This window comes from Pseudomonas paraeruginosa (assembly GCF_003025345.2).
Classification (GTDB): Bacteria; Pseudomonadota; Gammaproteobacteria; order Pseudomonadales; family Pseudomonadaceae; genus Pseudomonas; species Pseudomonas paraeruginosa.
The window spans coordinates 5,566,112-5,592,089 of sequence record NZ_CP020560.1; the positions used below are offsets into that span (position 1 = coordinate 5,566,112).

A 25,978-nucleotide genomic window follows, 5' to 3' on the forward strand; every position below is an offset into this window, starting at 1 on the left:
CGGATGCTCTCGTCGTGTCGCCGTCCCGGGCGGGCGCAACAGGCCCTGACCGGCTGCGCGAAAAGGCGGCCGATGGTACCTCGGCTGGCGAACGATACGAGACTTTCTGGATTGCCGGCGCAGGGTAACAGCAGCGCCGCGCGGGGAAAACAGGCAAGAAACAGACCATGCCCCCGGCGGCGCTCCACCGGGGGCATGGGATCAGGACTGGGCGGCGGGCAGCAGGCCGGCGTCGCCGGGCACTACCTGGGCCAGCGGTACGCTGGCCGCGTGGGGGTCGTCCGCCTCGGCCTTGCGCCAGCGGCCGAGCCAATCGTCGCGGTTCTCTTCCCAGACCTGCGCATGCAGGCGCGAAAGTGCTACCGGGTCACTCAACAGGGCCAGGCGCGTGGCACCGTCGAGCTGTTCCGGGCCCTTCTCGATGGCCTTGCCGATACGCTCGCCGCGCACCGTCTCGATGGCTTGCGCACGGTTGTGGCGAGCCGTGCCCATGGCACAGGCCAGGGCGTTGAGCAACGGATCGACGGCGGCCTTGAGGAAGCCGTCCTTGAGCGCATGCCAGCGGTTCTCGTAGGTGTATTCGTCGGTCGCGCGCAGCTCGCGCGGAGTGTCGTACTCCTCGGGAATCAGGAACAGCTTTTCGTCGCGGGCGCGCAGGCCCAGCTTGACCCGGCTGGAAATCACCGACACCGGGATCGACAGCATCAGCGAGCCGACGATCGGCGACAGCCACCACAGGAAGCGCGGGTTGAGCCAGGCCACCAGCAGGGTCCAGGCAAGGCCCAGCAGGGTCTGCATGCCATGCCGGCGGATCGCCTCGCTCCAGGGGGTGGCGTCGTCGTCGCGCTGCGGCGAGTTCCACTGCACCGACCAGCCGAGGAAGGCGGCGAGCACGAAGCGGGTATGGAAGAGCATCCGCACCGGCGCCAGCAGCACCGAGAAGAACATCTCCAGGAGCATGCTCAGGGTCACCCGGATCACCCCGCCGAACCCCTTGGCGCCCTTGGCCCAGATCAGCATCACGCTGAGCAGCTTGGGCAGGAACAGCAGGGTCAGGGTGGTGGAGAACAGCGCGATGGCCTTCTCCGGGTGCCACTGCGGCCAGATCGGGAACAGCTGCCGCGGTTCCAGGAAGTACTGCGGCTCCATCAGCTGATGCACCGCCAGCAGCGCGGTGGAAAGCACGAGGAAGAAGAACCACAGCGGCGCCGACAGGTAGGACATCACCCCGGTGAGGAACACCGCGCGGTGCACCGGGTGCATGCCCTTGACCAGGAACAGGCGGAAGTTCATCAGGTTGCCGTGGCACCAGCGGCGGTCGCGCTTGAGTTCGTCGAGCAGGTTCGGCGGCAGTTCTTCGTAGCTGCCGTCGAGGTCGTAGGCGATCCACACGCCCCAGCCGGCACGGCGCATCAGCGCGGCCTCGACGAAGTCGTGGGAAAGGATTGCGCCGGCGAACGAGCCCTTGCCCGGCAACGGCGCCAGGGCGCAATGGTCGATGAAGGGCTGCATGCGGATGATCGCGTTGTGCCCCCAGTAGTGCGACTCGCCGAGCTGCCAGAAATGCAGGCCGGCAGTGAACAGCGGGCCGTAGACGCGGGTGGCGAACTGCTGCATGCGCGCATACAGGGTGTCCATGCCGGACGCCTTCGGCGCGGTCTGGATGATCCCCGCCTCCGGATTGGCTTCCATCAGCCGCACCAGCTTGGCCAGGCAGTCGCCGCTCATCACGCTGTCGGCGTCCATCACCACCATGTAGCGGTAATCGCCGCCCCAGCGCCGGCAGAAGTCGTCGATGTTGCCGCTCTTGCGCTTCACCCGGCGCCGGCGGCGACGGTAGAAGATCTTGCCGAAGCCCCTGGTCTCGCGACACAGCTCGAGCCAGGCCTGCTGCTCGGCGACGGCGATATCGGGATCGTTGGTGTCGCTGAGGACGAAGAAATCGAAGCGCTCCATCTCGCCGGTGGCGGCCATCGACTCGACGGTCGCCCGCAGGCCGGCGAACACCCGCGGCACGTCTTCGTTGCAGATCGGCATGACGATCGCGGTGCGCGCGTCGGCGGCGATCGGCTCGCTGCCGGCGCTGCTGCCGGAGATGCGGTAGCGGTCGCGCCCGGTGAGCAGCTCCCAGAAACCCATCAGGGCGGTCCAGAAGCCGGCCGAGACCCAGCAGAAGAGGATCGCGAAGAGCGCCAGGATGCCGAACTGGATGACGTAGGGCAGGACCTGCTGGACGGTGTCCAGGAGACTCTGCCGGGTAAGTTCCTCCAGGTCGACGAAGGCCCAGCCCTGGTACGGCAGGATACCTTTCATGTAGTAGGTGGCGACCGAGGTCTGCGCCAGCATCAGCAGCAGCAGGATGAACCGGCGCAGCGAGCCGACCCGCTGCCAGCGCGCGCGCGGCAGGGCGCGCTTGGGCTTGGGCGGGTTGCTGCGGCCGGTCAGCCGACGCCAGCCACGCACCAGGATGTTGGTGCGCCAGGGCTCGGGGATCACCTTGGTGCGGCGGATCGGCGGGGAAATCTTGAGGAAGGTGCGGCCCTGGGCGTCGACGCCGAACATCTCGGCGTCGTCCAGTTCGGGGCTGCCCAGTTGCAGGCGGGCGCGTACCGAAGCCAGGGCGGGATCGCCCCCGGCTTCGCTGGCGGCACCTTCTCCCGCCAGGCGAGCATGCAGCTCGGAGAAGGAAGCGGACTCGCCGAGCCGGGCCCGCTCCTCTTCCGCCAGGGGAAGATGAGCGAGGTAGTCGGCCAGCGGCGCTTTCGGGGTAGATGGGTTATTCATCGGCAGGCAGCTGATAGCTCCAGGTTTCGCTCAGTGGCTTCTGCGCCTCGTCGACCAGCGCCGCGCGCATTTCCACCGGCTTTTTCGGATCCTTGACCTTGATCCGCAGCGTCAGGCGCCAGCCTTTCAGGACCGGGTTGTAACGCAGGCTGTTCTCCACCACTTCGGCGTTGCTGTCGGTGCTGACCTGGGTGGTCACCGGCGCATCCGGCGCCAGGTCCTTCAGGGCCGGCCCTTCGAAGTCGACGACCAGGGCGGTGCTGCCGTCCTGCTGGCGGATCAGGTTCTTCTGCTTCACGTCGCCGACCGAGCGCATGGTCTGCTTGACCCAGGAGGACTTCGGGTCGTGCAGCTCGTCTTCATCCATGGTCCAGTGCAGGCGATAGGCGAAGTCCAGCGGCTTTCCGACCTCGGGCTGGGTCTCGGGGTTCCAGAACGCGACGATATTGTCGTTGGTTTCGTCCGGGGTCGGGATCTCCACCAGTTCCACGGTGCCCTTGCCCCAGTCGCCCTTCGGCTCGATCCAGGCGCTCGGGCGCAGGTCGTAGCGGTCGTCCAGGTCTTCGTAGCGGGAGAACTCGCGGCCGCGCTGGAGCAGGCCGAAACCTTTCGGGTTCTCGACACTGAAGGTGCTCACCGACAGGTGCTTCGGATTGTTCAGCGGGCGCCACAGCCACTCGCCGTTGCCGGCATGGATCTGCAGGCCGCTGGAGTCATGCAGCTCGGGACGGAAGTTGTGCTGCTCGGACGGCTGGTTGGAGCCGAACAGGTACATGCTGGTCAGCGGCGCCAGGCCCAGCTTGCTGACTTTCTCGCGGAGGAACACGCGGGCCTGCACATCCATCACCGCGTCCTTGCCCGGACGCAGGACGAAGCGGTAGGCGCCGGTGGCGCGCGGCGAGTCGAGCAGGGCATAGATCACCAGTTGCTTGTCCTGCGCCTTCGGCCGCTCGATCCAGAACTCGCGGAAGCGCGGGAACTCCTCGCCGGACGGCAATGCGGTGTCGATCGCCAGGCCGCGCGCGGACAGGCCGTAGACCTGGCCCTTGCCGACCACGCGGAAATAGCTCGCGCCGAGGAAGGTGGCGATCTCGTCCTGCTTGTCGGCCTGGTTGATCGGGTAGAGCACGCGGAAGCCGGCGTAGCCAAGGTCCTTGGTGGCATTCTCGTCGAACTTCAGCGATCCGAAATCGAACTTGGTGCGATCGTATTTGATCGGCTTGACCGTGGTGGCGGTCACCTCGTTGATCTTCACCGGCGTGTCGAAGTGCATGCCCTGGTGATAGAAGCTCAGCTTGAACGGCGTCTTCAGCTTGCCCCAGTAGGCGCGTTCGTTGATGAAGCGGATCTGCTGGTAGTCGGCGAACTTCATTTCGCTGAATTCCGATGGCAGGTTGCTGGTCGGCGCGGAATACTTGTCGCCAGCCAGGTCCTTGGCCTTGCTCGCCACGTCGTCGATGCTGAATGCCCATACCGGGGCGGCGACGAACGCCAGCGCGGTCGAGCCGGCCAGCAACAGGGTGCGCACGCGGGCGCGGAAATCGGTGTTTGAAACGGAACGGAAAATCACGAGGCCCCCTCGTCCGTGAACATGAATTACTGAAGACGCCCTGACCGTTCAGGGGTCTCCCTCGGCACCTGGGTGCCGGTCGAACATGGTTTCGCCACATTCGCTGCCAAACCCGATAGATAGCCAGATTTGGCGCGATCTGACAAAAGAATGCCTGTTTCCAGTCATTCGCGTTACGTGCACCGGGCCTGGAAAACCTGGAAGCATGCCGCTCGTCGGCTAGCGACTCCAGAGGTTCCGACCCTGCCCGGGCGGAATGATTCCCGTCCTTTGGGTTGCAGGCCGCCCCGCCTCGCATCGGGATGCCAGGCGGCCTGTCCTGTACAGCATGAAATCGGCGTGCGGATGATGCACCGGGGATGTGACAAAAGGCCATGTATCTGTCACAAAAATTAACCCTTCCGGCGCTGCCGACCCTCCCTGCAAACGCAGCGGGAAACTTCCCGCGAATCCCCCCTCAGCACTCCAGCAGGAAGGTCACCGGGCCATCGTTGACCAGGTGCACCTGCATGTCGGCGCCGAAGCGACCGGTCGCCACCTGCGGATGCGCTACGCGCGCCAGCTTCACCAGGTGCTCGAACACCGCCTCGCCCTGCGCCGGCGGCGCCGCGCTGGAAAAGCTCGGGCGCAATCCACTGCGGGTATTCGCCGCCAGGGTGAACTGCGAGACCAGCAGCAGTCCGCCCTGTACGTCCGCCAGCGAGCGATTCATCTTGCCCTCGGCGTCGCCGAACACCCGGTAGTTGAGCAGCTTGTGCAGCATCTTCGCCGCGCAGCGCTCGCCGTCCTCCGGCTCCACCCCGACCAGCACCAGCAGGCCGCGATCGATGGAACCGACTATCTCCCCGCCGACCTCCACCCGCGCCGCGCCGACGCGCTGCAGCAACGCCTTCATTCGGCCTCCGGCGGCAGGTCGAGCAGACGCCGGCCAATCTCGTTGGTGGCGCGCACCAGCGCGTCGACGATGCCCGGCTCGCTGGCTGTGTGGCCGGCATCGCGGATGATTTGCAGCTCGCTGTTCGGCCAGGCCTGATGCAGGGCCCAGGCATTGTCCAGCGGGCAGATGGCGTCGTAGCGGCCATGCACGATCACGCCAGGCAGGTGGGCGATGCGGTGCATGTCGTCGAGCAACTGGTTGGGCCTGAGGAAGCCCTGGTTGACGAAGAAGTGGTTCTCGATACGCGCGATCGACAGCGCCCTGCCCGGTTCGGTGAAGCGGTCCACCACCAGCGGGTTTGGACGCAGCGTCGCGGTGCGGCCCTCCCAGGTCGACCAGGCCTTGGCCGCGTGCATCTGGGCGATCTGGTCGCTGCCGGTGAGGCGCTTGTGGAAGGCCGCCAGCAGGTCGCCGCGCTCCTCCGGCGGGATCGGCGCGATGTAGTCCTCCCAGTAATCGGGGAACAGGCGGCTGGCGCCTTCCTGGTAGAACCAGTGGATGTCCTGCGCGCGGCAGAGGAAGATGCCGCGCAGGATCAGCGCATGGACCCGCTCGGGATGGGTCTGCGCATAGGCCAGCGACAGGGTCGAGCCCCAGGAACCGCCGAACAGCACCCACTTCTCGATCCCCAGGTGCTCGCGCAGGCGCTCCATGTCCGCCACCAGGTCCCAGGTGCTGTTGTTCTCGAGGCTGGCGTGCGGTGTGGAACGCCCGCAGCCGCGCTGGTCGAAGGTCACGATGCGATAGAGATTGGGATCGAAGAAGCGTCGCGACAGGGCATCGCAACCGGAGCCGGGACCGCCATGGACGAAGACCACCGGCAATCCGTCCGGCGAACCGCTTTCGTCGGCATACAGCACATGCGGTTCGTCGACGGCCAGCTCGTGGCGGGCGTAGGGTTTAATTTCCGGATACAGAACTAGCATGATGCGCTCCCGAGGCGATGTGTTCGGCCCCCGGCGCAAACGTCGACAGCGGGGCCCGTCCTTTGCTCTGCCGCGCATGATACTTCGGCGCCGGAAAAAAAACCGAGCGGCTTTGGTCTCCGCCGCGCGAAGATGGCAAACGATCAATCCAGACAATGGCGCATCGCGCCGGGAGGGCGAACATGGGCGAGGCCCTGCGACACCGCATCCGCGCCGCCGGCCTGCTGGTGGTGGAGCAGCGAATCCTGCTGGTGCGCCACGAGGTCGGCGGCGACATCTACTGGATTCCGCCCGGCGGCGGCTTCGAGTCGGAACGCGACGAGTCGACGAAGGACACCGTCAGACGCGAGTTCCTCGAGGAAACCGGCCTGCGGGTGGACGTCGGCCCGCTGGTCTACGTCCGCGAGTTCGCCGAACCCGCCGCCGGGCGCTTCCACATGGAGCTGTTCTACCGCATCGACGACTGGCGCGGCGAACCGACCCTGGCCAACCTGAAGGGCCTGGGCGGCGACGAGTTCGATATCCGCGAGGTCGGCTGGATCGCCCGCGACGAGCTGCCTGGCCTGCCCTCCTTCTATCCGGCCGAACTGGCCGACGACGTCTGGTCGCGCCTGGAGGCAGCGACGCCGTCGATCCGCCACCTCGGCCTGCAACGCTAGACGCTCACTGCACCGGATCGCTGGTGGGCTTCTCGAGGATCGCCTTCAACTCGCTGGTCATGGGGAACTCCAGGTTCAGCCCCTTGGGCGGGATCGGCTGCTGGAACCAGCGTTGGTAGATGCCCTGGATCTCGCCCGAACGGTACAGCCCGGCCAGGGTCTCGTTGACCAGGGCGAGGAACTGCGGGTCGTCCTTGCGCACCATGCAACTGTAGATCTCCCGCGACTGCGGCTCGCCGACCACCACCCAGTCGTGCGGCTGGCGCGCCTTGGCGCGTTCGCCATAGAGCAGCGCATCGTCCATGTAGAAGGCCACCGCGCGACCCGATTGCAGCATCTGGAAGGCTTCGCCGTGGTCCTTGGCGCTGACCACGTTCATCCCCAGCTTGTGCTCGGCGTTGTAGTTCTTCAGGTAGCGCTCGTTGGTGGTGCCGGCGGTGGTCACCACGTTCCGGCCCTTGAGATCGTCGAAGTGGGCGATGCCGCTGTCCTTGCGGGTCAGCAACTGGCCCTTGACGTAGATGAAGCCGTAGGAGAACGCCACCTGCTTCTGCCGCTCGGCGGTGACCCCGGTGGAGCCGCATTCCAGGTCGACGGTGCCGTTCTGCACCAGCGGGATGCGGGTCTGCGAGGTGACCAGGTTGTACTTCACCCTGAGCTCCGGCTTGCCGAGGGTGGCCTTCAGCCGCTCCACCACCTTGCCGGCCAGGTCCACCGAATAGCCCATGGGCCGGCCGCTGTTGTCGCCAAGGTAGGAGAAGGGCACCGAGGCATCGCGATAACCCAGGGTTATCGTGCCGTTGTCGGCGACCTTCTTCAGGGTGCCGCTGAGTTCCTCGGCCTGCGCGGCGCCGATGGCGAGCGACAGGGAAAGTGCGAGAGTGCTGGATACAAGGGTTTTCATCGGAGGTTCTGCCTCTTTTTTTCTTATGGCTATGGAAAGGAAGTCAGCCCCTGGCCGCCACCACGGTGATCTCCACCAGCACCGACGGACGCGCCAGTTCCGCCTGCACGGTGGTCCGGCTAGGCGCCTGGCCGGTCGGCAACCACTGGGTCCAGACCTCGTTCAGGGCGGCGAAATCGCGGGCGATGTTCTTCAGGTAGATGGTCGCGCTGAGGATACGCTCCTTGCGCGACCCGGCCTCGGCCAGCAGCGCGTCGATCTTCGCCAGTACCTCGCGGGTCTGGCCGTGGATGTCCTCGGCCTGGTCCGGCACCTGGCCGGAAAGAAACACCAGGGCCTCGAAGCAGACCGCGGCGGACAGGCGGTCGTTGGTGGCGATACGAGTCGGTTGCATGGGAATGCTCCAGTTCGGGGGAAGTCAGCCGGCCAGCGCGCCGCGCGGCAGCAGGCCGGTGGTGTCGATGCTCGGCGTGCGTCGACCGATCAGTTCGGCCAGCAGGCGCCCGCTGCCGCAGGCCAGGGTGAAGCCGAGCGCGCCGTGGCCGAGGTTGAGCCAGAGATTGCGGTAGCCGCCGTTGCCCACCAGCGGCACGCCGGTGGGGGTGGCCGGACGCATGCCGGCCCACTCGGCGGCGGCATCGAAGTCACCGCCCAGCGGGAAGGTGTCCCGCGCCTGCTGGCGCAGCAGCGCCAGGCGGGCGGGTTCGAGAGCGGGATCGAAGCCGACGATGTCGACCATCGCGGCGATCCGCAGCCGCTCGCCGATCCGCGCATAGACGATCTTGCGGTCGTAGTCGGTGATGCTAGTCTCCGGCGCCCGGTGCTGCGCGCCGATCGGCAAGGTCAGGCTGTAGCCCTTGAGCGGGTACAGCGGCAGGCGCAGACCCGGCAGCATCAACTCGGCGCTGCGGTAGCCGGCGGCCAGTACCACATGCTCGGCCTCGATGAGATCGCCGCCGACCTCGACGCCACGCACCGCCCTGCCCGCCTCGGCGATCTTCGTCACCCGGCGGCCATACAGCAGCCGGCAACGTCCGGAAGCCTGCAGGCGCTCGACAAGTCGCACGCAGAAGGCGTGGCAGTCGGCGACCTCCTCGTCCGGCGTATGGATGGCACCGACCAGCGGCACCTCGGCCAGGGCCGGCTCCAGCGCGCGGCACTCGGCGGCGGACAGGACGAACTGGGCGGCGGGATCCGCCAGGCCCTGGCGCGCGTGCTCGAAGCTCGCCGCGCGACGGAATGCCACCAGCTTGCCGTTGCGCCGCCAGTCGAAGCCGACGAGGCCGTCGTCCTCGCGCCAGACCTGCAGGGTGCGCTGGCTGAACAACGCCAGGCGCAGCAGGTGCGCGGCATTGCGCCGGTTCAGCGAACCGCGGCAGGCCGCGAGGAAGCCCAGCAGCCAGCGCCACTGCGCCGGATCGAAGCGCGGCCGCAGGCGCAGCGGCGCGTCGTCGCGCAGCAGCCAGCCGAGCGCCTGGATCGGTACGCCGCTATCGGCCAGCGGCGCCACGTAGCGATAGGACAGTTGGCCGCCGTTGGCGTAGCTGGTCTCCAGGCCACCCCGCTCGCGCGCCTCCACCAGGGTCACCTCGAATCCTTCGCGAACCAGGGCGTAGGCCGTGGCCAGGCCGACGACGCCGGCGCCGATGATGCAAACCCGCTGAACCATGACAGTCGCTATCCAGGTGATATCCAGGGCTTCGACGATAGGCGCGGATGACAGCGACAGGACAATGAATAAAGATGGCCAGGGTATAAGTTCAGGTTATGGGTCCGCGCCGATGAAGCTCCGCCACATCGAAGTGTTCCAGGCGATCCGCCAGGCCGGCTCGGTCAGCGGCGCCGCGCAGTTGCTGCACGTATCGCAGCCAGCGGTGAGCAAGGTTCTGCAGCACGCCGAGCAACAGCTGGGCTTCCCGCTGTTCCTGCGGGTGCGCGGCAAGCTGCTGGCGACCCCGGAAGCACTGGAGCTGGAGCGCGAGGTGGCCAAGCTCAGCGACAGCCTGCAGGCGGTGCGGCGCCTGGCGCAGAACCTGCGGCGCCAGCCGGGCCACAACCTGCGCATCGGCGCCACCCCGGCCCTGGCGCTGTCATTGCTGCCGCGAGCGATCGGCGAGTGGAGCGCGCGCTATCCGCAAAGCGCCTGCGAACTGGCCACCCTGCATTCGCGCGAACTGGTACAGGGCCTGCTGATGCGCGAGCTGGACCTGGCCCTGAGCCTGAAGCAGCCGGACCATCCCGGCCTGCGCGGCGAAGCCATAGCCAGCGGCGTTCTGGTGGCCCTGGCACCCCATGAGCACTGGCCCGAAGCGGAGCGGCAGCAACCGTTGAGCCTGGCCGGGCTGGCCGGCGCGCCGCTGATCGGGCTGTCCACCGCCGACCCGCTGTTCGCCCGCCTGGAGGATTACCTCAGTGCCGTGGAGCCGCCGCCACAAGTGAAGATCGCCGTGCAGACCTACGCCCTCGCCCGCGCCCTGGTGGAAGCCGGCGCCGGCCTGGCGCTGGTCGACCCCTTCACCGCCCTCGGCGCCGACCCGCGCAGCACTGCGATCCGTCCGCTGAGCCCGGCCTTCCCGGTCACCCTCTACGCCATCACCCGCGCCGACGAAACCCCGCCGCACACCCTCGCCCCGCTGCTGCGGATGCTCGCCCGCCAGGCCGAGGAGCGCCTGCGGGCGGTGCCGGCGATTCAGGCGTAGCGTTCGCGGCCCCAGGCCAGCAGGGCTTCCAGCAGCGCGCGGATGACCGTGCGGGTCGGTTCGGCAAGGTCGGCACGGTAGGCGAACGGCACCCGCTCCTCCATGTAGGTGCACTGCGCCAGCTCCAGCTGGATGGCATGGACATGCTGCTCCGGCTGGCCGTAGTGGCGGGTGATGTGGCCGCCCTTGAAGCGTCCGTTGAGCACATGGCTGTAGCCGTCGGCGGCGACGCAGACCGCTTCCAGGCGTACCGCCAGCTCGGGATCGCAACTGGCGCCGGCGTTGGTGCCGAGGTTGAAGTCCGGCAGCCGGCCGTCGAACAGGTGCGGCACGTGCGAGCGGATCGAATGGGCGTCCCACAGCAGGGCGTAGCCGAACTCGGCCTTCAGCCGCGCCAGCTCCTCGGCGATGGTCCGGTGGTAGGGCGTCCACACTTCGGCCAGGTAACGCATGCGCTCCTCCGTCGACGGCGCCATGCCGTCGCGGTAGAGCGGCCGGCCGTCGAACAGGGTGTCCGGATACAGGCCGGTGGTGGCGGTGCTGTACAGCGGCTTGTCGTCGGAAGGGCGGTTGAGATCGACCACATAGCGCGAATAGTGGGCAGCCAGGGTGCTGGCACCCAGTTCCTCGGCGAAATCGTAGAGCCGGGGAATGTGCCAGTCGGTATCGGTCAGCGCCCGCGCCTCCTCCACCAGGCCGGCGTCCACCGCCGGAGTCAGGCGCGTGCCGGGGTGCGGCATGCTGATCAGCAGCGGCACGCGGCCGCGCGTGAAACTCAGGACTTCATCCACGGTATACCTCCTCGGCGTGGCGAATGACACGTTTCGGCAGATCGCCGCCCAGCCAGTAGGCCAGCTCCGCCGGGCGCTCGATCTCCCAGGCGACGAAATCGGCCAGCTTGCCGGCCTCCAGGCTGCCGTGGCTGGCCTCCAGGCCCAACGCCCGGGCGGCGTGCAGGGTGACGCCGGCCAGCGCTTCCTCCGGGGTCAGGCGGAACAGGGTACAGGCCATGTTCAGCATCAGGCGCAGCGACAGCGCCGGCGAAGTGCCGGGATTGAGGTCACTGGCCACGGCCATGGCCACGCCGTGCCGGCGCAGGGCGTCGATCGGCGGCAACCGGGTCTCGCGCAGCAGGTAGAAGGCGCCCGGCAGCAGCACCGCGACGGTGCCCGCCGCACCCATGGCGCGGGCATCCTCCTCGGTCATGTACTCCAGGTGGTCGGCCGACAGCGCCTGGTAGCGCGCCGCCAGGCTGGAGCCATGCAGCGATGACAGCTGCTCGGCGTGCAGCTTCACCGGCAGGCCCAACTCGCGGGCGGCGATGAATACCCGCTCGACCTGCGCCGGGGAGAACGCCAGGTGCTCGCAGAAGGCGTCCACCGCATCCACCAGGCCTTCCTTCGCCAGCGCGGGCAGAATCGTCGTGCAGACATGCCCGATGTAGTCGTCGGCGCGTCCGGCGTATTCCGGAGGCAAGGCATGGGCCGCGAGGCAGGTGCTGCGCACGGTCGCCGGCAGTTGCTCGCCGAGGCGGCGGATGACCCGCAGCATCTTGGCCTCGCTGGCCAGATCGAGGCCGTAGCCGGACTTGATCTCCAGCGCCGTCACGCCATCGCGCAGCAAGGGGTCCAGGCGCTTGCGCGCGCTGGCCAGCAACTCTTCCTCGCTGGCCTCGCGGGTGGCGCGCACGGTGCTGGCGATGCCGCCTCCGGCGGCGGCGATCTCGGCGTAGCTGACGCCCTCCAGGCGCTGCTCGAACTCGCCACTGCGGTTGCCGCCGAACACCGCGTGGGTGTGGCAGTCGATCAGCCCCGGCGTCAGCCAGGCGCCGCCGAGGTCGATGCGCTCGGCGTAGTCGCCGGGCGGCAGTTCGGCGCGCGGGCCGATCCAGTGGATCAGCGGCCCGTCGGTGACCAGGACGGCGTCCTCGACGATCGAGTACTTGCCGTTCCTGAGGGTGGCGGCATGGCAATGCTGCCAGAGTCGTTTCATTGCAGGTCTCCTATGCTCGCGGCCACCCGGGCGAGGCTGCTCTGCTCGCCGAGGATGGCCGCCGCGCTGGCGATGTCGGGGGCCAGCCAGCGGTCGGTGTCGTACGCGGGCACGCGCTCGCGCAGGATGCCCCAGGCCGCCGCGGTGCCCTGGCCGCGGCGCTGCGGGGCGAGGAACTCGAAGGCCTGGGCGGCCAGCAGGTACTCGATGGCGAGGATCCGCCGGAGGTTCTCCAGGGCCCTGCCGAGCTTGAGCGCGGCGCTGGTGCCGAGGCTCAGGTGGTCTTCCTGGAGGCCCGAGGTGACGAAGTTGTCGACCACCGCCGGTTGCGCCAGCTGGCGGTTCTCGCCGGCCAGGGAGGCGGCGACGTACTGGGTGATCATCATCCCCGAGTTGACCCCCGGCTTGCCCACCAGGAAGGCCGGCAGGCCGCTGACCAGCGGGTTGACCAGGCGATCCACGCGGCGCTCGGCGACCCCGCCCAGCTCGGCCACGGCGATCGCCAGCAGGTCGGCGGCCATCGCCACCGACTCGCCGTGGGGGTTGGCCTGCGACACCACCCGGTAGGCTTGCGGCGTGCCCAGCAGCAGCGGATTGTCGGTGGCCGAGTTGAGTTCGGTCTCGACCTGCCGCGCCGCGTGGGCCAGCTGGTCGCGGCAGGCGCCGTGGATCTGCGGGATCGAACGGATGCTCAGGGCGTCCTGGGTACGGATGCCGCGGGCGCTTTCCAGCACCTCGCTGCCGGCCAGCAGGGCGCGCAGGTTGGCGCCGACCCGCTGCATCCCGGGATGCGGCTTGAGGGCGATGATCTCGGCGTCGAACGCCGCCAGTTGCCCGCGCAGGGCCTCGAAGCTCATCGCCCCGATCACGTCGGCCCACTGCGCCAGGCGCTGCGCGTCGTCCAGCGCCAGGCAGGCGAGACCGGTCATGCACGGCGTGCCATTGACCAGGCACAGCCCGTCCTTGGCGCCCAGGCGCACCGTCGACAGGCCCTCCGCCGCCAGCGCCGCGGCGGCCGGCACCACCTCGCCACGGTAGCTGACCTCGCCGACGCCGAGCAGGGCGATGCCGATGTGCGCCATGTGGGTCAGGTAGCCCACCGAGCCCTGCGCCGGCACCCGCGGCGTGATGCCGCGGTTGAGCAGCGCCAGCAGCGCTTCCACCAGCGAACGGTCGAGCCCCGACTTGCCCTGGCTGTAGTTGGCGATGGCGGCGCAGATGATCGCCCGGGTCTGCTCGTCGCGCAGCGGCTCGCCGACCCCGCAGGCGTGGCTGAGCAAGGTATTGCGCGACAGCTCGGCGAGCTGCTCGCCCTCCAGCAGGACGTTGCACAGCGCGCCCAGGCCAGTGCTGATACCGTAGGCGCGCTCGCCGCTGGCGACTATGCGCCGGACGATGGCGCGGGCGTTGTCGATCCGCGCCCAGGCCTCCGCCGAGAGTTCCAGGCGCGCGCCATGCCGCGCCACCGCGACCACCTCCTGCCAGCGCAGCGGCCGGTCGCCGAACACCACGCTCGCTACGCCGCTCATAGGTTCGCCACCCGGCGCTGGACGAAGCGGTCGACGTAGTCGTCGGCCGGCTGGTGGAGGATTTCCCGTGGCGTGCCGACCTGGATCAGCTGGCCATCCTTGAGGATCGCGATGCGGTTGCCGATGCGCACCGCCTCGTCGAGGTCGTGGGTAATGAAGACGATGGTCTTGTGCAGGGTCTTCTGCAGCTCCAGCAACTGGTCCTGCATGTCGGCGCGGATCAGCGGATCGAGGGCGCTGAAGGCCTCGTCCATGAGGATGATCTCGGTGTCCGCGGCCAGCGCGCGAGCCAGGCCGACGCGCTGGCGCATGCCGCCGGACAACTGGTGCGGGTAGGACTTCTCGTAGCCCTTCAGGCCCACCGTGGCGATCCAGTGCAGGGCCCGCTCGTGGCACTGCGCCCGGCTTTCGCCGCGAACCTTCAGGCCGTAGGCGACATTGTCGAGCACGCTCCTGTGCGGCAACAGGCCGAAACTCTGGAACACCATGCTGATCTTGCGCCGGCGGAATTGCCGGAGGGCTTCCATGTCGTAGCGCAGGATGTCCTCGCCATCCACCAGGATCTCGCCGCTGGTGGGGTCGATCAGGCGGTTGAAGTGGCGCACCAGGGTCGACTTGCCGGAACCCGAAAGGCCCATGATCACGAAGATCTCGCCAGCGCCGATGGACAGCGACAGGTCGTTGACGCCGACCACGCAGCCGGTCTGCGCCAGCACCTCGGCCTTGCTCCGCCCCTGGCGGATCAGCGCCAGGGCGGCGTCGGCGCGCGGGCCGAAGATCTTGAACACGTTCTTCACTTCGATCTTGTTCATCTGCGCCCCGCTCATTTGCTCGCCTCGTGCCGGGAACGGCCGTAGGCCTGGGTGATGCGGTCGATCACCACCGCGAGGATGACGATCGCCAGGCCGGCCTCCAGGCCCTTGCCCACGTTCAGCGTCTGGATTCCCACCAGGACATCTTCACCGAGGCCGCGCGCGCCGATCATCGAGGCGATCACCACCATCGACAGGGCCATCATGGTGGTCTGGTTGATCCCCGCCATGATGCTCGGCAAGGCCAGCGGCAGCTGCACGCCGAACAATTGCTGCCAGCGGTTGGCGCCGAAGGCGTTGACCGCCTCCATCACCTCGTTGTCGACCTGGCGGATGCCCAGGTCGGTGAGACGGATCAGCGGCGGCGCGGCGTAGATCACGGTGGCGAAGATCGCCGGCACCTTGCCCAGGCCGAACAGCATCAGCACCGGGATCAGGTACACGAAGCTGGGCATGGTCTGCATGATGTCCAGCAGCGGCATCAGCACCGCGCGCAGGCGGTTGCTGCGCGCGGCGAGGATGCCCAGGGGGATGCCGATCAGCACCGAGATGAAGGTCGCCACCAGCATCAGCGCGAGGGTCTGCATCAGCTTGTCCCAGAGGCCCACGGCGCCGACCAGGAACAGCAGCCCGGTGATCACCAGGGTCGGCAGCAGGCGCCGGGTGGCATGCCAGGCGATCGCCGCGACGATCGCCAGCAGCAGCCACCAGGGCGTGGCGCGGAGCAGGCCTTCGAGGTTGACGATGGCCCAGAGGAGGGTGTCGGAGATCTTGCGGAACAGGTCGCCGTAGTTGGTCACCAGGGCGTCGACCCAGCCGTTGACCCAGTCGGCGATGGAAAATGTCAGGCGTTCGGGAAACATGGTCTGCTCTCGTCGGTCGTGGAATCAGAGTGCCGCTTCGATCTTCTTCGCCGCGTCCGCGTCGACCCAGGCATGCCAGACCTCGGGGTGCTTCTCGAGGAATTCGCGCGCCAGCCGCGCCGCGTCGATCCGCTCCTTGGCCATCCGTGCCAGGTTGGCGTTCAGCAGGTCGATCGGCAGGTTGACCTTCTCCAGCACCGCCACCAGCTCCGGCGCCTGGTCGTGGAAGGTTCGCGACAGGCCGACCTGGATGCGGATGCTCTTGTCGACGCCGGGCTTTTCCTCCAACCGCACCAGGTCGGCGCGGCCCATCAGGGGCGTCGGCGACCAGTAGTAGAAGAGGATCGGTTCACCGCGCCGATAGCTCGACAGCACCGCGGCATCCAGCGCCGGGCCGGTGCCGGGGCGGAAGTTGGTGAACTTGCCCTCGAGGCCGTAGCCTTTCAGCATCTCGCTGTTCTCCAGTTCGCAGGTCCAGCCGGCCGGGCAATTGTAGAAGCGTCCCTTGTCCGGCTCCTCCTGGTCGCGGAAGACCTCGGCGTACTGCGCCAGGTCGGCGATCGAGCGCAGGTTCGGCGCCCTGGCCTCGAGCTTGCGCTGCGGATCGCCCTCGATCACGTAGCGCGGCACGTACCAGCCCTCCACCGCGCCGACGATGGGCGCGCCGACGCCGACCACCTTGCCGGCGGCCGCGGCCTTGTTCCACGCGTCGCTGCGGCCGATCCACTCCTCGGCGAAGACCTGGATGTCGTTGGTGCTCAGCGCCTGCTCCATGGTGATCGAGTTGCCCGGCAGGCTGTCGGTGGCGCAGCCGTAGCCCTTGGCCAGGACGAACTGCATCAGCTCGGTGAGCAGCGTCCCGCTTTCCCAGTTGAGCCCGGCGAACTTCACCGCCTTGCCGGACTCGCACCAACCCTCGGCCTGGGCGCCCGCCGAGGCGGCGAGCAGGCCGAGGGCACAGAAAACACTCAACATCGACTTCTTGTATCGCATGGTTGGACGCTCCGGATGTGCGATTGGGCAAAGGCAGTTGGAAAACCTGCGGGCCGCGGGCGGCCCTGATCGTTGTTATTGGACGGCGAGCGCAGGCGCCGCTGTTTCCATTGCAGCCCTCCCTGGGCATCTGCGGGCGCCCCGCTCTCGCGGACGCCCAACAGGCATGGCATGCCTCCTTTCTCCATGGATACGGGTCGTGAACGCCTACAGGCTCGGCAACAGCCGGGCCGGCAGCAGCGCGTTCAGGCAGCCGCTGGCCAGGAGCTGGCTGGCGGCCTCGATGTCGGGGGCGAAGAAACGGTCCTCCTGGTAGTACGGTACCTTGGCCCGCAGCAGGCCACGGGCCTGCTCCAGCTTCGGCGAACTCTTCAGGCCTTCACGGAAATCCAGGCCCTGGCAGGCACCCAGCCATTCCACGGCGAGTATCCCGCGGACGTTCTCGGCCATCGCCCAGAGCCGCTTGCCGGCGTTGGGCGCCATCGATACGTGGTCTTCCTGGTTGGCCGAGGTCGGCAGGCTGTCGACGCTGGCCGGGTGGGCCAGGGCCTTGTTGTCGCTGGCCAGGGCGGCGGCGGTGACCTGGGCGATCATGAAGCCGGAGTTGACCCCGCCATTGGCCACCAGGAACGGCGGCAGCTGCGACATGTGCATGTCCATCATCAGCGAGATGCGCCGCTCGGACAGCGAACCGATCTCGGCCAGGGCCAGGGCCAGGTTGTCGGCGGCCATCGCCACCGGCTCGGCGTGGAAGTTGCCGCCGGAAACCACGTCGCCCTCGGCGGCGAACACCAGCGGGTTGTCGGACACCGCGTTGGCCTCGATCTCCAGCACCTCGGCGGCCTGGCGCATCTGCGTGAGGCAGGCGCCCATCACCTGCGGCTGGCAACGCAGCGAGTAAGGGTCCTGGACCTTGTCGCACTTCTCGTGGGAACGCGCCACCTCGCTGCTGGCGGTGAGCAGGTCGCGGTAGGCCGCGGCCACGTCGATCTGGCCGCGCTGGCCGCGCGCCGCGTGGATGCGCGCGTCGAACGGCGCCCGCGAGCCGAGCATCGCCTCGACGCTGAGGCCGCCGCAGACGGTGGCGGCGGCGAACAGGTCCTCGGCCTCGAACAGGCCGCGCAGGGCGTAGGCGGTGGAGACCTGGGTGCCGTTGAGCAGGGCCAGGCCTTCCTTGGCCGCCAGGGTCAGCGGCTCCAGTCCGGCCAGCGCCAGCGCCTCTCTTGCCGGCAACCACTCGCCGCGATGGCGCGCCTTGCTTTCACCGATCAGCAGCAGGGACATGTGCGCCAGCGGCGCCAGGTCGCCGGAGGCGCCCACCGAGCCTTTCAGCGGGATGTGCGGGTAGACCTCGGCGTTGAGCAGCGCGATCAGCGCGTCGATGACCTTGCGACGAATGCCGGAGAAGCCGCGTGCCAGGCTGTTCACCTTGAGCAGCATGACCAGCCGCACCATGGCGTCGTCCAGCGCCTCGCCGACCCCGGCGGCATGGGAAAGGACGATGGAACGCTGCAACTTCTCCAGGTCGGCCGGGGAGATCCGGGTCGAGGCCAGCAGCCCGAAGCCGGTGTTGATGCCATAGGCGGTGCGGCCTTCGGCGATGATGTTCTCGACGCAGGCCACGCTGGCGGCGATCGGCGCCTCGGCGCTGGCGTCCAGGCTCAGGCGCAGCGGAGCGAGGTAGGCTTGACGCAGTTCGGCCAGGGTCAGCTGGCCGGGTTTCAGGTGCAGGCTCATCGAGGGTCTCCTTGGCCGTTCGCTGCCGGCGGCTTCGCTATCCATTCACGGTGTTTCCGGGAACCGGAGGCGCCGCTCGCGCGCCTCCGGCAATGCGCTTCAGGCCCCCCGCTCGGCGAAGGCGCCGGGGTCCTGCGGCAGGACCATCCGTGCGGGCGCCTGGCGCGAGGCCTTGCGCCGGGCCACCAGATAGTAGAGGACGGCCGGGACCACCAGGCCGATGATCCAGGAAATGTCCACCCCACCGAGGTGTTCGACCATCGGCCCGGTATACAGCTTGGTCGCCAGGAACGGCATCTGCACCAGCACGCCGAGGGTATAGACGGCGATGCCCGGTACGTTCCAGCGGCCGTAGCGACCGTCGGGATCGGCCAGGGCCGGCACGTCGTAGCGCTCGCGGGTGATGAAGTAGTAATCGACCAGGTTCACCGCGCTCCACGGGGTGAAGAAGGTCAGCAGGAACAGGATGAAGGACTTGAACGCCGCCAGGAACGAATGCTGGCCGAGCAGCGCGATGACCGTGGAGGCGCCGACGATCGCGAGGACGAAGAACAGGCGCTGCAGACGCGTGATCTCCAGTTGGCCGCGCACGCTGCTGATGATGGTGGCGATGCACATGAAGCTGCCGTAGGAGTTCAGCGTGGAGATGGTCACCTTGCCGAAGGCGATGCTGAAGTAGAGCAGCGCGGCGATCGTCCCGCTGCTGCCCAGGCCGACGATATAGGCCACTTCGCGCCCGGCGAACTGGCCGTTGGCCATGGCCGCCGCGAGCACTCCGAGCACCATCGAAGCCTGGGCGCCGAGCACCGAGCCGAGGCCGACGGCGAGGAAGGTCTTCCAGCCCGAGGTGGATGCCGGCAGGTAGCGCGAATAGTCGGCCACGTAGGGGCCGAAGGCGATCTGCCAGGACGCCGACAGCGACACCGCGAGGAGGAACGAGGCCCAGCTGAAATGGCGGATGGCGAGCAGTTCGCCGATGTCGCCGAGCAGCAACACGCGGCTGAACAGGTAGACGAAGGCGATGATGCCGAGGACGCTGGCGATCCGCCCGATGATGTGGATGACGCGGTAGCCGAGCACCGTCACCAGGACGATGAAGGCGGCGAAGATGAGGATCCCGGCGCTGTCGCCGAGTCCGGTCATCTGGCCGATCGCCTGCCCGGAAAGTACCGTGCCGGTGGCGGTGAAGCCCAGGTACATCAGGCATACCAGGGCGATCGGGATGCAGGCGCCGTAGACACCGAACTGCACCCGGCTGGAAATCATCTGCGGCAGCCCCAGCCGCGGCCCCTGCGCGGCGTGCAGGGCCATCACGGCGCCACCGAGGACCTGCCCGAGGAGCAGGCCGACCAGCGACCAGAACACATCGCCGCCGAGCACCACGGCGAGGGCGCCGGTGACGATGGCGGTGATCTGCAGGTTGGCCCCCAGCCAGAGGGTGAACTGGCTGTAGAGGCGACCGTGGCGCTCGTTCGCCGGGATATAGTCGATCGAGCGCCGTTCGATCAGAGGCTTGCTGTCGCTGCCCTGGGTCATGCTGCTGTACTCCGCTGCGGCTCGCTCGCCGCCATTCTTGTTGTCGCCCGGACCGGGCAGTAAGCGGCCACCGCCACGTCCCCGCCGACGTGAGGCCGTATCCGGCGGCTTCCCGGCGCTGCCGGAAGCCGCCGGCGCCGTCAGCGCTTGCCGGTGATCATCGGCAGGTTCAGGCCTTGTTCCCTGGCGCAGTCGATGGCGATCGGGTAGCCCGCGTCGGCGTGGCGCATGACCCCGGTGCCCGGATCGTTGGTCAGCACCCGGGCGATGCGCGCGGCGGCTGCATCGGTGCCGTCGCAGACGATCACCATGCCCGAATGCTGGGAGAAGCCCATGCCGACCCCGCCGCCGTGGTGCAGCGAGACCCAGGTGGCGCCGCTGGCGGTGTTCAGCAGGGCGTTGAGCAGCGGCCAGTCGGAGACGGCGTCGGAGCCGTCCTGCATGGCCTCGGTTTCGCGGTTCGGGCTGGACACCGAGCCGGAATCGAGGTGGTCGCGGCCGATCACGATCGGTGCCGACAGTTCGCCGCTGCGTACCATCTCGTTGAAGGCCAGGCCGAGCTTGGCGCGCAGGCCCAGGCCGACCCAGCAGATGCGCGCCGGCAGGCCCTGGAAGCTGATGCGCTCGCGAGCCATGTCCAGCCAGCGGTGCAGGTGGGCGTCATCGGGAATCAGTTCCTTGACCTTGGCGTCGGTCTTGTAGATGTCCTGCGGATCGCCCGACAGCGCGGCCCAGCGGAACGGGCCGATACCACGGCAGAACAGCGGGCGGATGTAGGCCGGGACGAAGCCGGGGAAGTCGAAGGCATTGGCCACCCCCTCTTCCTTGGCCATCTGGCGGATGTTGTTGCCGTAGTCGAAGGTCGGGATGCCCAGCTTCTGGAATGCCAGCATGGCCTGCACATGCACGGCCATGGAGCGCTTGGCCGCCTTGACCACGCCGGCCGGGTCGGTCTGCGCGCGGTCACGGTATTGCTCCCAGGTCCAGCCGGCCGGCAGGTAGCCATTGAGCGGGTCGTGGGCGCTGGTCTGGTCGGTGACCATGTCCGGACGCACGCCGCGCCGCACCAGTTCCGGAAGGATCTCGGCGGCATTGCCCAGCAGGGCGATGGAGATCGCCTTGCCTTCGGCGGTGTACCTGGCGATGCGCGCCAGGGCGTCGTCGAGGTCATTGGCCTGTTCGTCGACGTAGCGGCTGCGCAGGCGGAAATCGATACGGCTCTGCTGGCATTCGATGTTCAGCGAGCAGGCTCCGGCCAGTGTCGCCGCCAACGGCTGGGCGCCGCCCATGCCGCCGAGGCCGGCGGTGAGCACCCAGCGGCCCGCGAGGTTGCCGTCGTAATGCTGGCGACCGGCCTCGACGAAGGTTTCGTAGGTGCCCTGGACGATGCCCTGGCTGCCGATGTAGATCCACGAGCCGGCGGTCATCTGGCCGTACATCGCCAGGCCCCTGGCATCCAGTTCGTTGAAGTGTTCCCAGGTCGCCCAGTGCGGCACCAGGTTGGAGTTGGCGATCAGCACGCGCGGCGCGTCGGCATGGGTCGTGAACACCCCGACCGGCTTGCCGGACTGCACCAGCAGGGTCTCGTCGTCGTTCAGTTGCCTGAGGGTCTCGACGATCCTGTCGTAGCACTCCCAGTTGCGCGCGGCGCGGCCGATGCCGCCGTACACCACCAGTTCCTTGGGATTCTCGGCCACCTCTGGGTCGAGGTTGTTCATCAGCATGCGCAGCGGCGCTTCGGTCAGCCAGCTCTTGGCGGTCAGCGTGTTGCCGCGCGGGGCGCGGATTTCGATGTCGCGGAATTTGCTCGGGGTGGTCACGGCAGGCTCCTGGGGGCGTAGCGTTGAACGGCTGGCGCCCATGCGGGCGCCTGAATTCGGGTGGAAGCAGAGGTTTGCGGCGGGCTCACCTGACACATCTATGCTTGTACATACAAGTATAAGCAAAGGCAGGGCCAAGTCCGCCGCTGGGCACCTGCCGAACGCTCTCCAGCATCCCGCAGATCAGGAACAAGCCATTGATTAAAATGATATTTTTTAAAATCGAGAAATGGCGATGATCCTAGGCGGCGAGCGCGCCGAACGATCGCGCACATTCTCCTGGCAGGTATCCACGCCCCCGAATGGGGCATTCGGTAACACCGCTCAGCGCAAATGTGGGTAGCCCCAGCCCTCTGCCTGCCGCTCGTAGTCGAGGAGGATCCGGTAATGTTCCTCGCCAGCCGGGAGGAAGGATTTCAGCGCCAGGGTCCGGGCCAGTTCCGGGCAGTCGACCAGGGTCAGGTTCAGCGCCTCGAACAGCTCGCGGCGTTGCGTCGCGCTCCAGCGCAGCGAAGTGATCAGCGGCAGGGCCGGGCTCGGCGCGCTGCGTCCGAGCACGCGCAGCCCGGCCAGGCGTTCCGGGGCGTGACGTTGCAGGTAGGCGAAGGTCAGCGCGTCCACCGAGGTCAGCTCGGCCTCCCCCGCCGCGACCATGGCCAGGCTGCGCACGTGACCGCCACTGATCCGCACCTCGGCGAAGAACGCGGCATCGCGTCCCAGCGGCGCCAGCGCGTGGCGCAGCAGGTTCATGCCACTGTTGGAATCGTGCCCGTTCAGCGCCAGGCGGGTGTCGCGGAACTCGTCGAGACGCCGCCGCGCCTCGCCCTCGGCGGCGACGAACAGGCTGCAATGTTCACCCGGCGCGCAGTCCGCCAGGTCGTAGCTGGGCACCGCGAGCACCGCTACCTGGCCCTGCAACTGGGTCACCAGCGGATAGCCGCAGGCCTGCGCGAACAGCAGGTTCGGCTGCCGCCACTGCACCGCCAGCTCGGCGGCGGCCGGCGCGCAACGGCGTACGCCCAGGCGCCGGCAGACTTCGTCGATGAAACCGCGACCGGCCTGCCTGACGCAGTCCGGCTCGACATACATGTCCAGCGCCGCCACCACCGGGGTATCGATCATCGCCTGCTCCATCTGCCGCCAGTGCTCGGGATGCGCCGGCGCATCCACCGGCCGCCAACCGTGGCGCCGCCATAGACGACCATAGCCGGGCAGGAGGAAATCGCCACTGCGCCGGCTCGGCGGCCGGCCGGTGTTCGTGAACGAACGCAGCATGCTCAGGCCGAGCGCCGGATAGGCGACGCCCAGCAGGTACAGCCAGAGCCTGGCCAGCAGCAGCGCGTGCACGTCCCGGATAGGTCAGTCGGTCATCGAGGTGGTGACGCAGGTGGCCGTCGCGATACAGCGGGCAGGGATACCAGGCCGCCAGGGACAGGTAGCCGGGCAGCGCGTTGAATGCCGGCCAGCGAGCCGGATGGCCATGGATCAGCTCATGCTGCAACGACATCTGGAGGCAGGCGAACGGCGCCAGGCCCGGCAGCACCGCCCAGCGCCTGGAGCCTGCCTAGCAGGCGAAGCACCCGGGTACGCTGACGCCCGCTCAGGTAATGCGCCACGACGTCCTCCGGCGCTTACTTCAGGGAGGCATCGAGACGGGCGGCAACCTCCGCCGGCATCCAGCGGCTCCATATCTCGCGGTGCTCGCGGAGAAACCGTGCGCGCACCTCGCCGACATCGCGGTGATGCTGCGCCATGTCGGCGAGCAGGGCGTTGAACAGCGGCAGGGGAATCTCGACCCGGCGGAACAGCTCGACCAGCGCCGGCGCCTTGTCATGGAAATCGCGGGAAACGCCGATGGTGATCTTCGCCGGCAAGGAGCGGGAGCCGATGGGATCCGGATTCTTCGGATCGGACAGGGTCGCCCAGGCCTTTGCGCTGAACGGCGGCTCTTCCAGCTGTACCAGCTTGTAGCGGCCCATCAGCGGGGTCGGCGACCAATAGTAGAAAAGCACCGGCTCGCCTCGGCGGAATGCCGCGCTGATCGCCGCGTCCAGCGCCGGCCCAGTACCGGTGCGGAAATTCGTGTAGCTGTCCTGCAGCTTGTAGGCCTTGAGCTTCTGGCTGTTGACGACCTCGCAGGTCCAGCCGGTCGGACAATTGTAGAAGCGCCCCTTGCCGGGCTCCTCCGGATCGCGGAACAGCTCCTTGTAGCGCGGCAGGTCGGCGACCGACTTCAACTCCGGCGCCTTCGCCTCGATGCCTCGCTGCGGGTCGCCCTCGACCAGGTATTCCGGCACCCACCAACCCTCGGTGGCACCCTTCACCGTCTCGCCGACGGAAAACACCTCGCCCGCCTCCTCCGCCGCGCGCCATACCGGGCTGCGCCCGGCCCACTGCTCGCCGGTGACCTGGATGTCGTTCTGGCGCAGGGCGCTCTCCATGGTCACGGTGTTGCCCGGCAGCGCGTCGGTCTCGCAGCCGTAGCCTTTTTCCAGCACGTAGCGCAGCAGGTCGGTGGTGAACATGCCGCTTTCCCAGTTGAGCCCGGCAAACACCACTTTGCCCGGATACGGGCATTGCGGCCCGGCGGCGGCCTGGCTGGCGAGGCTGGCGCTCAGGGCGAGGACGGCGAGGAACTGGCGAAGCGGGGGCATGCGGGTCTCCCGGTTGGAGTCGGACGGCATGCGGAACCATATAGACATTAGAAATACTGGATCAATAACGTTACATTCCTTGGATAGACAAAAGCGCCTACCCTTTCGGTGTAGACGCTTTTTCCTCGCATCGCCGGAGAATTACCGCGCTTCGAGCTCCACCGCACAGACCCAGGCCGCCTCGTGCGCCGCCAGGCGCCAGTGCTGCAAGCCCTCGAGCCTTTCGGCCTGCAGGCAGTCGTGGGCGCCCAGCCGGCCACAGGACTGGCCTTGCAGGGAAACCGCGACCTCGCCCTGCTGGGCGAACAGCAACACGGTGCTCGCCGAGCCGTGCCAGTCCAGAGCCTCCTCCACCCGCAGCCATTGCAGGCGCGCCCGGTAGCGCTGCGGGGAGTAGATCAGGTTGAAGTCGCGGATAGCCCCATTGAGCAGGGTGCAATGCACCTCGCTGTCGCCGGAGAAAGCGAAGGGCTGGCGCTCGCGCAGCGCCGGGGTGTCCGCCCCATCCACCCGCAGGCGCATGCCGCCGCCCTGCAGCACGCTGATGATCCGCTGGTAGCCGGCGAAACGGGAGAAACCACCGGATTCGCCGACATCGGCGATCGACAGGCGCCAGCCGAAGCCGTCCAGGCCGTCACCGCCGTCGCGGGCGATCTCCTCGGTGGAACCGGCGCCGTTCTTCCACGGCATTCTCGGGTAGTCGACGGCGCGCAGGATGCGGAATTCGCTCATGAGGTGAAGCGTCCTTCCAGACGGTGGCGGGAACCCGGGTGCAGCAGCCGCGCGGCGGTCACCGCGACACGCCCGGACCAGGTGCGGCGGCGGATCAGCAGGCACGGCTCGCCGCGTTCGATCTGCAGCAGCTTGCATTCCGCCGGCTCGGCGAGGATCGCCTCGACCACATGCTCGCCCTCGGTGAGCGGCGCCACCTGGGTCAGGTAGGCATAGGGCGTTTGCCGGGTGAAATCCTGCCTGAGGTAGTCCGGCGCCACCGCGGCGTTCACGTAGCGGTCCTCGATCTGCACCGGGATGTCGTTTTCGTAATGCACGATCAGCGAGTGGAACACCCGCTGGCCTTCGCGCACGTCCAGCGCCAGGGCGCGCTCGGGGCCGGCGACCTCCTCGCCGAGGGTGATCACCTGGCAACGATGGCGATGCCCGCGGGCGGCGATCTCGTCGGCGATGTTGTGCACCTCGAACAACGCCGACTGGCCCTTGGGCTCGGCGACGAAGGTACCGACACCCTGCATGCGCACCAGCAGGCCGTCGCTGGTCAGTTCGCGCAGGGCGCGATTGATGGTCATCCGACTGAAGCCGAGCTGGCTGACCAGTTCGCTCTCGGACGGCACCCGGTGGTGCGGCGGCCAGGCGCCCGACTGGATCTGGCTGACGATCATCTGCTTGACCCGCGCGTAGAGCGGCGCCGGCACCTCGCCGAGTTGCGAGGCCAGCGGGGATCGATCGGAAGAAGAGGACGTCACGGAGAGACTCCTTGTCGAGGCGTCGATGAAGTGAGTTTACGCACCGCCTGATCGTCTGTATATGTATATACAAATAAAACAG

At 68.0% G+C, this 25,978-nt stretch carries 22 protein-coding genes and 1 pseudogene; 2 read left to right on the top strand and 21 right to left on the bottom strand.

Going from position 1 to position 25,978, the window contains the following annotated elements:
• Nucleotides 1–201 precede the first annotated feature (201 nt).
• The 4 genes from mdoH to pip form a co-directional block, all read right to left on the bottom strand.
• Nucleotides 202–2,784, bottom strand: a complete 2,583-nt coding sequence (mdoH, locus tag B7D75_RS26335) for a glucans biosynthesis glucosyltransferase MdoH (protein WP_012077743.1) — start codon at nt 2,782–2,784, stop codon at nt 202–204.
• Nucleotides 2,777–4,354, bottom strand: coding sequence for a glucan biosynthesis protein G (locus B7D75_RS26340; protein WP_012077744.1), 1,578 nt, complete (start codon nt 4,352–4,354; stop codon nt 2,777–2,779). The genes mdoH and B7D75_RS26340 overlap by 8 nt, the downstream gene beginning before the upstream one ends.
• Before the next feature lie 457 nt (nt 4,355–4,811).
• Nucleotides 4,812–5,249, bottom strand: coding sequence for a D-aminoacyl-tRNA deacylase (gene dtd / locus B7D75_RS26345; protein WP_012077745.1), 438 nt, complete (start codon nt 5,247–5,249; stop codon nt 4,812–4,814).
• Nucleotides 5,246–6,217 (bottom strand): prolyl aminopeptidase, encoded by a 972-nt coding sequence (pip, locus tag B7D75_RS26350; protein ID WP_012077746.1) that lies wholly within the window; start codon nt 6,215–6,217, stop codon nt 5,246–5,248. Before pip ends, dtd begins: the two co-directional genes overlap by 4 nt.
• Nucleotides 6,218–6,399: 182 nt before the next feature.
• Between pip and B7D75_RS26355 the strand changes: the two genes are divergently transcribed.
• Nucleotides 6,400–6,876 carry an NUDIX domain-containing protein gene (locus tag B7D75_RS26355; protein ID WP_012077747.1) on the top strand — a complete coding sequence of 159 codons (477 nt, stop codon included), beginning with the start codon at nt 6,400–6,402 and terminating at the stop codon, nt 6,874–6,876.
• 4 nt (nt 6,877–6,880) lie between these two features.
• Here B7D75_RS26355 and B7D75_RS26360 read toward each other — a convergent pair whose 3' ends face one another.
• From B7D75_RS26360 to B7D75_RS26370, 3 genes are read right to left on the bottom strand one after another with little or no spacing between them, the layout of a single operon-like run.
• Nucleotides 6,881–7,780, bottom strand: coding sequence for a transporter substrate-binding domain-containing protein (locus B7D75_RS26360; RefSeq protein WP_053814724.1), 900 nt, complete (start codon nt 7,778–7,780; stop codon nt 6,881–6,883).
• A 43-nt stretch (nt 7,781–7,823) separates the two neighbouring features.
• The gene (locus B7D75_RS26365; protein WP_034081770.1) at nt 7,824–8,174 is read right to left on the bottom strand and encodes a RidA family protein; all 351 of its coding nucleotides are present in this window, start codon (nt 8,172–8,174) and stop codon (nt 7,824–7,826) included.
• A gap of 24 nt (nt 8,175–8,198) precedes the next feature.
• Nucleotides 8,199–9,449 carry a D-amino acid dehydrogenase gene (locus tag B7D75_RS26370; protein ID WP_107114573.1) on the bottom strand — a complete coding sequence of 417 codons (1,251 nt, stop codon included), beginning with the start codon at nt 9,447–9,449 and terminating at the stop codon, nt 8,199–8,201.
• A 64-nt stretch (nt 9,450–9,513) separates the two neighbouring features.
• Here B7D75_RS26370 and B7D75_RS26375 point away from each other — a divergent pair, with 64 nt between their 5' ends.
• Complete coding sequence (locus B7D75_RS26375) at nt 9,514–10,479, top strand: LysR family transcriptional regulator (RefSeq protein WP_079383568.1); 966 nt, start codon at nt 9,514–9,516, stop codon at nt 10,477–10,479.
• Here B7D75_RS26375 and hutG read toward each other — a convergent pair.
• The 14 genes and pseudogenes from hutG to hutC form a co-directional block, all read right to left on the bottom strand.
• Nucleotides 10,470–11,270 (bottom strand): N-formylglutamate deformylase, encoded by an 801-nt coding sequence (hutG, locus tag B7D75_RS26380; RefSeq protein WP_058129736.1) that lies wholly within the window; start codon nt 11,268–11,270, stop codon nt 10,470–10,472. The two genes, B7D75_RS26375 and hutG, sit on opposite strands and share 10 nt — an antisense overlap.
• The gene (gene hutI, locus B7D75_RS26385; RefSeq protein ID WP_034081776.1) at nt 11,263–12,471 is read right to left on the bottom strand and encodes an imidazolonepropionase; all 1,209 of its coding nucleotides are present in this window, start codon (nt 12,469–12,471) and stop codon (nt 11,263–11,265) included. The genes hutG and hutI overlap by 8 nt, the downstream gene beginning before the upstream one ends.
• Nucleotides 12,468–14,000 carry an HAL/PAL/TAL family ammonia-lyase gene (locus B7D75_RS26390; protein WP_043099168.1) on the bottom strand — a complete coding sequence of 511 codons (1,533 nt, stop codon included), beginning with the start codon at nt 13,998–14,000 and terminating at the stop codon, nt 12,468–12,470. The genes hutI and B7D75_RS26390 overlap by 4 nt, the downstream gene beginning before the upstream one ends.
• Nucleotides 13,997–14,827 carry a quaternary amine ABC transporter ATP-binding protein gene (locus B7D75_RS26395; RefSeq protein ID WP_052150478.1) on the bottom strand — a complete coding sequence of 277 codons (831 nt, stop codon included), beginning with the start codon at nt 14,825–14,827 and terminating at the stop codon, nt 13,997–13,999. The genes B7D75_RS26390 and B7D75_RS26395 overlap by 4 nt, the downstream gene beginning before the upstream one ends.
• Nucleotides 14,824–15,675: an ABC transporter permease gene (locus B7D75_RS26400; RefSeq protein ID WP_012077755.1), complete on the bottom strand. Its 852-nt coding sequence runs from the start codon at nt 15,673–15,675 to the stop codon at nt 14,824–14,826. Before B7D75_RS26400 ends, B7D75_RS26395 begins: the two co-directional genes overlap by 4 nt.
• A gap of 24 nt (nt 15,676–15,699) precedes the next feature.
• On the bottom strand, nt 15,700–16,668 hold the full coding sequence (locus tag B7D75_RS26405) for an ABC transporter substrate-binding protein (protein ID WP_012077756.1): 969 nt from the start codon (nt 16,666–16,668) through the stop codon (nt 15,700–15,702).
• Nucleotides 16,669–16,875: 207 nt separating this feature from the next.
• Complete coding sequence (gene hutH / locus B7D75_RS26410) at nt 16,876–18,405, bottom strand: histidine ammonia-lyase (protein ID WP_033999913.1); 1,530 nt, start codon at nt 18,403–18,405, stop codon at nt 16,876–16,878.
• A gap of 99 nt (nt 18,406–18,504) precedes the next feature.
• Entirely contained in the window at nt 18,505–19,941 is a 1,437-nt protein-coding gene (locus tag B7D75_RS26415) for a purine-cytosine permease family protein (protein WP_034081780.1), read from the bottom strand.
• 140 nt (nt 19,942–20,081) lie between these two features.
• Entirely contained in the window at nt 20,082–21,761 is a 1,680-nt protein-coding gene (gene hutU, locus B7D75_RS26420) for a urocanate hydratase (RefSeq protein ID WP_079986103.1), read from the bottom strand.
• A 324-nt stretch (nt 21,762–22,085) separates the two neighbouring features.
• Entirely contained in the window at nt 22,086–22,895 is an 810-nt protein-coding gene (locus B7D75_RS29865) for a phosphate/phosphite/phosphonate ABC transporter substrate-binding protein (RefSeq protein WP_198927364.1), read from the bottom strand.
• 9 nt (nt 22,896–22,904) lie between these two features.
• A pseudogene (locus tag B7D75_RS29870) lies at nt 22,905–23,377 on the bottom strand (hypothetical protein); the annotation flags it as partial.
• A 15-nt stretch (nt 23,378–23,392) separates the two neighbouring features.
• On the bottom strand, nt 23,393–24,415 hold the full coding sequence (locus tag B7D75_RS26435) for an ABC transporter substrate-binding protein (RefSeq protein WP_053814729.1): 1,023 nt from the start codon (nt 24,413–24,415) through the stop codon (nt 23,393–23,395).
• A 141-nt stretch (nt 24,416–24,556) separates the two neighbouring features.
• Complete coding sequence (locus B7D75_RS26440) at nt 24,557–25,147, bottom strand: HutD/Ves family protein (RefSeq protein ID WP_058175210.1); 591 nt, start codon at nt 25,145–25,147, stop codon at nt 24,557–24,559.
• Nucleotides 25,144–25,896: a histidine utilization repressor gene (gene hutC / locus B7D75_RS26445; protein WP_012077763.1), complete on the bottom strand. Its 753-nt coding sequence runs from the start codon at nt 25,894–25,896 to the stop codon at nt 25,144–25,146. The genes B7D75_RS26440 and hutC overlap by 4 nt, the downstream gene beginning before the upstream one ends.
• Between the last annotated feature and the right edge of the window lie 82 nt (nt 25,897–25,978).

Coding starts and splice junctions, on each gene's coding strand:
- mdoH (WP_012077743.1), bottom strand. CDS start 2,784: ATGAATAACCCATCTACCCCGAAAGCGCCGCTGGCCGACTACCTCGCT.
- dtd (WP_012077745.1), bottom strand. CDS start 5,249: ATGAAGGCGTTGCTGCAGCGCGTCGGCGCGGCGCGGGTGGAGGTCGGC.
- pip (WP_012077746.1), bottom strand. CDS start 6,217: ATGCTAGTTCTGTATCCGGAAATTAAACCCTACGCCCGCCACGAGCTG.
- B7D75_RS26355 (WP_012077747.1), top strand. CDS start 6,400: ATGGGCGAGGCCCTGCGACACCGCATCCGCGCCGCCGGCCTGCTGGTG.
- B7D75_RS26360 (WP_053814724.1), bottom strand. CDS start 7,780: ATGAAAACCCTTGTATCCAGCACTCTCGCACTTTCCCTGTCGCTCGCC.
- B7D75_RS26365 (WP_034081770.1), bottom strand. CDS start 8,174: ATGCAACCGACTCGTATCGCCACCAACGACCGCCTGTCCGCCGCGGTC.
- B7D75_RS26370 (WP_107114573.1), bottom strand. CDS start 9,449: ATGGTTCAGCGGGTTTGCATCATCGGCGCCGGCGTCGTCGGCCTGGCC.
- B7D75_RS26375 (WP_079383568.1), top strand. CDS start 9,514: ATGAATAAAGATGGCCAGGGTATAAGTTCAGGTTATGGGTCCGCGCCG.
- hutI (WP_034081776.1), bottom strand. CDS start 12,471: ATGAAACGACTCTGGCAGCATTGCCATGCCGCCACCCTCAGGAACGGC.
- B7D75_RS26390 (WP_043099168.1), bottom strand. CDS start 14,000: ATGAGCGGCGTAGCGAGCGTGGTGTTCGGCGACCGGCCGCTGCGCTGG.
- B7D75_RS26395 (WP_052150478.1), bottom strand. CDS start 14,827: ATGAGCGGGGCGCAGATGAACAAGATCGAAGTGAAGAACGTGTTCAAG.
- B7D75_RS26400 (WP_012077755.1), bottom strand. CDS start 15,675: ATGTTTCCCGAACGCCTGACATTTTCCATCGCCGACTGGGTCAACGGC.
- B7D75_RS26405 (WP_012077756.1), bottom strand. CDS start 16,668: ATGCGATACAAGAAGTCGATGTTGAGTGTTTTCTGTGCCCTCGGCCTG.
- hutH (WP_033999913.1), bottom strand. CDS start 18,405: ATGAGCCTGCACCTGAAACCCGGCCAGCTGACCCTGGCCGAACTGCGT.
- B7D75_RS26415 (WP_034081780.1), bottom strand. CDS start 19,941: ATGACCCAGGGCAGCGACAGCAAGCCTCTGATCGAACGGCGCTCGATC.
- B7D75_RS29865 (WP_198927364.1), bottom strand. CDS start 22,895: ATGGAGCAGGCGATGATCGATACCCCGGTGGTGGCGGCGCTGGACATG.
- B7D75_RS26435 (WP_053814729.1), bottom strand. CDS start 24,415: ATGCCCCCGCTTCGCCAGTTCCTCGCCGTCCTCGCCCTGAGCGCCAGC.
- B7D75_RS26440 (WP_058175210.1), bottom strand. CDS start 25,147: ATGAGCGAATTCCGCATCCTGCGCGCCGTCGACTACCCGAGAATGCCG.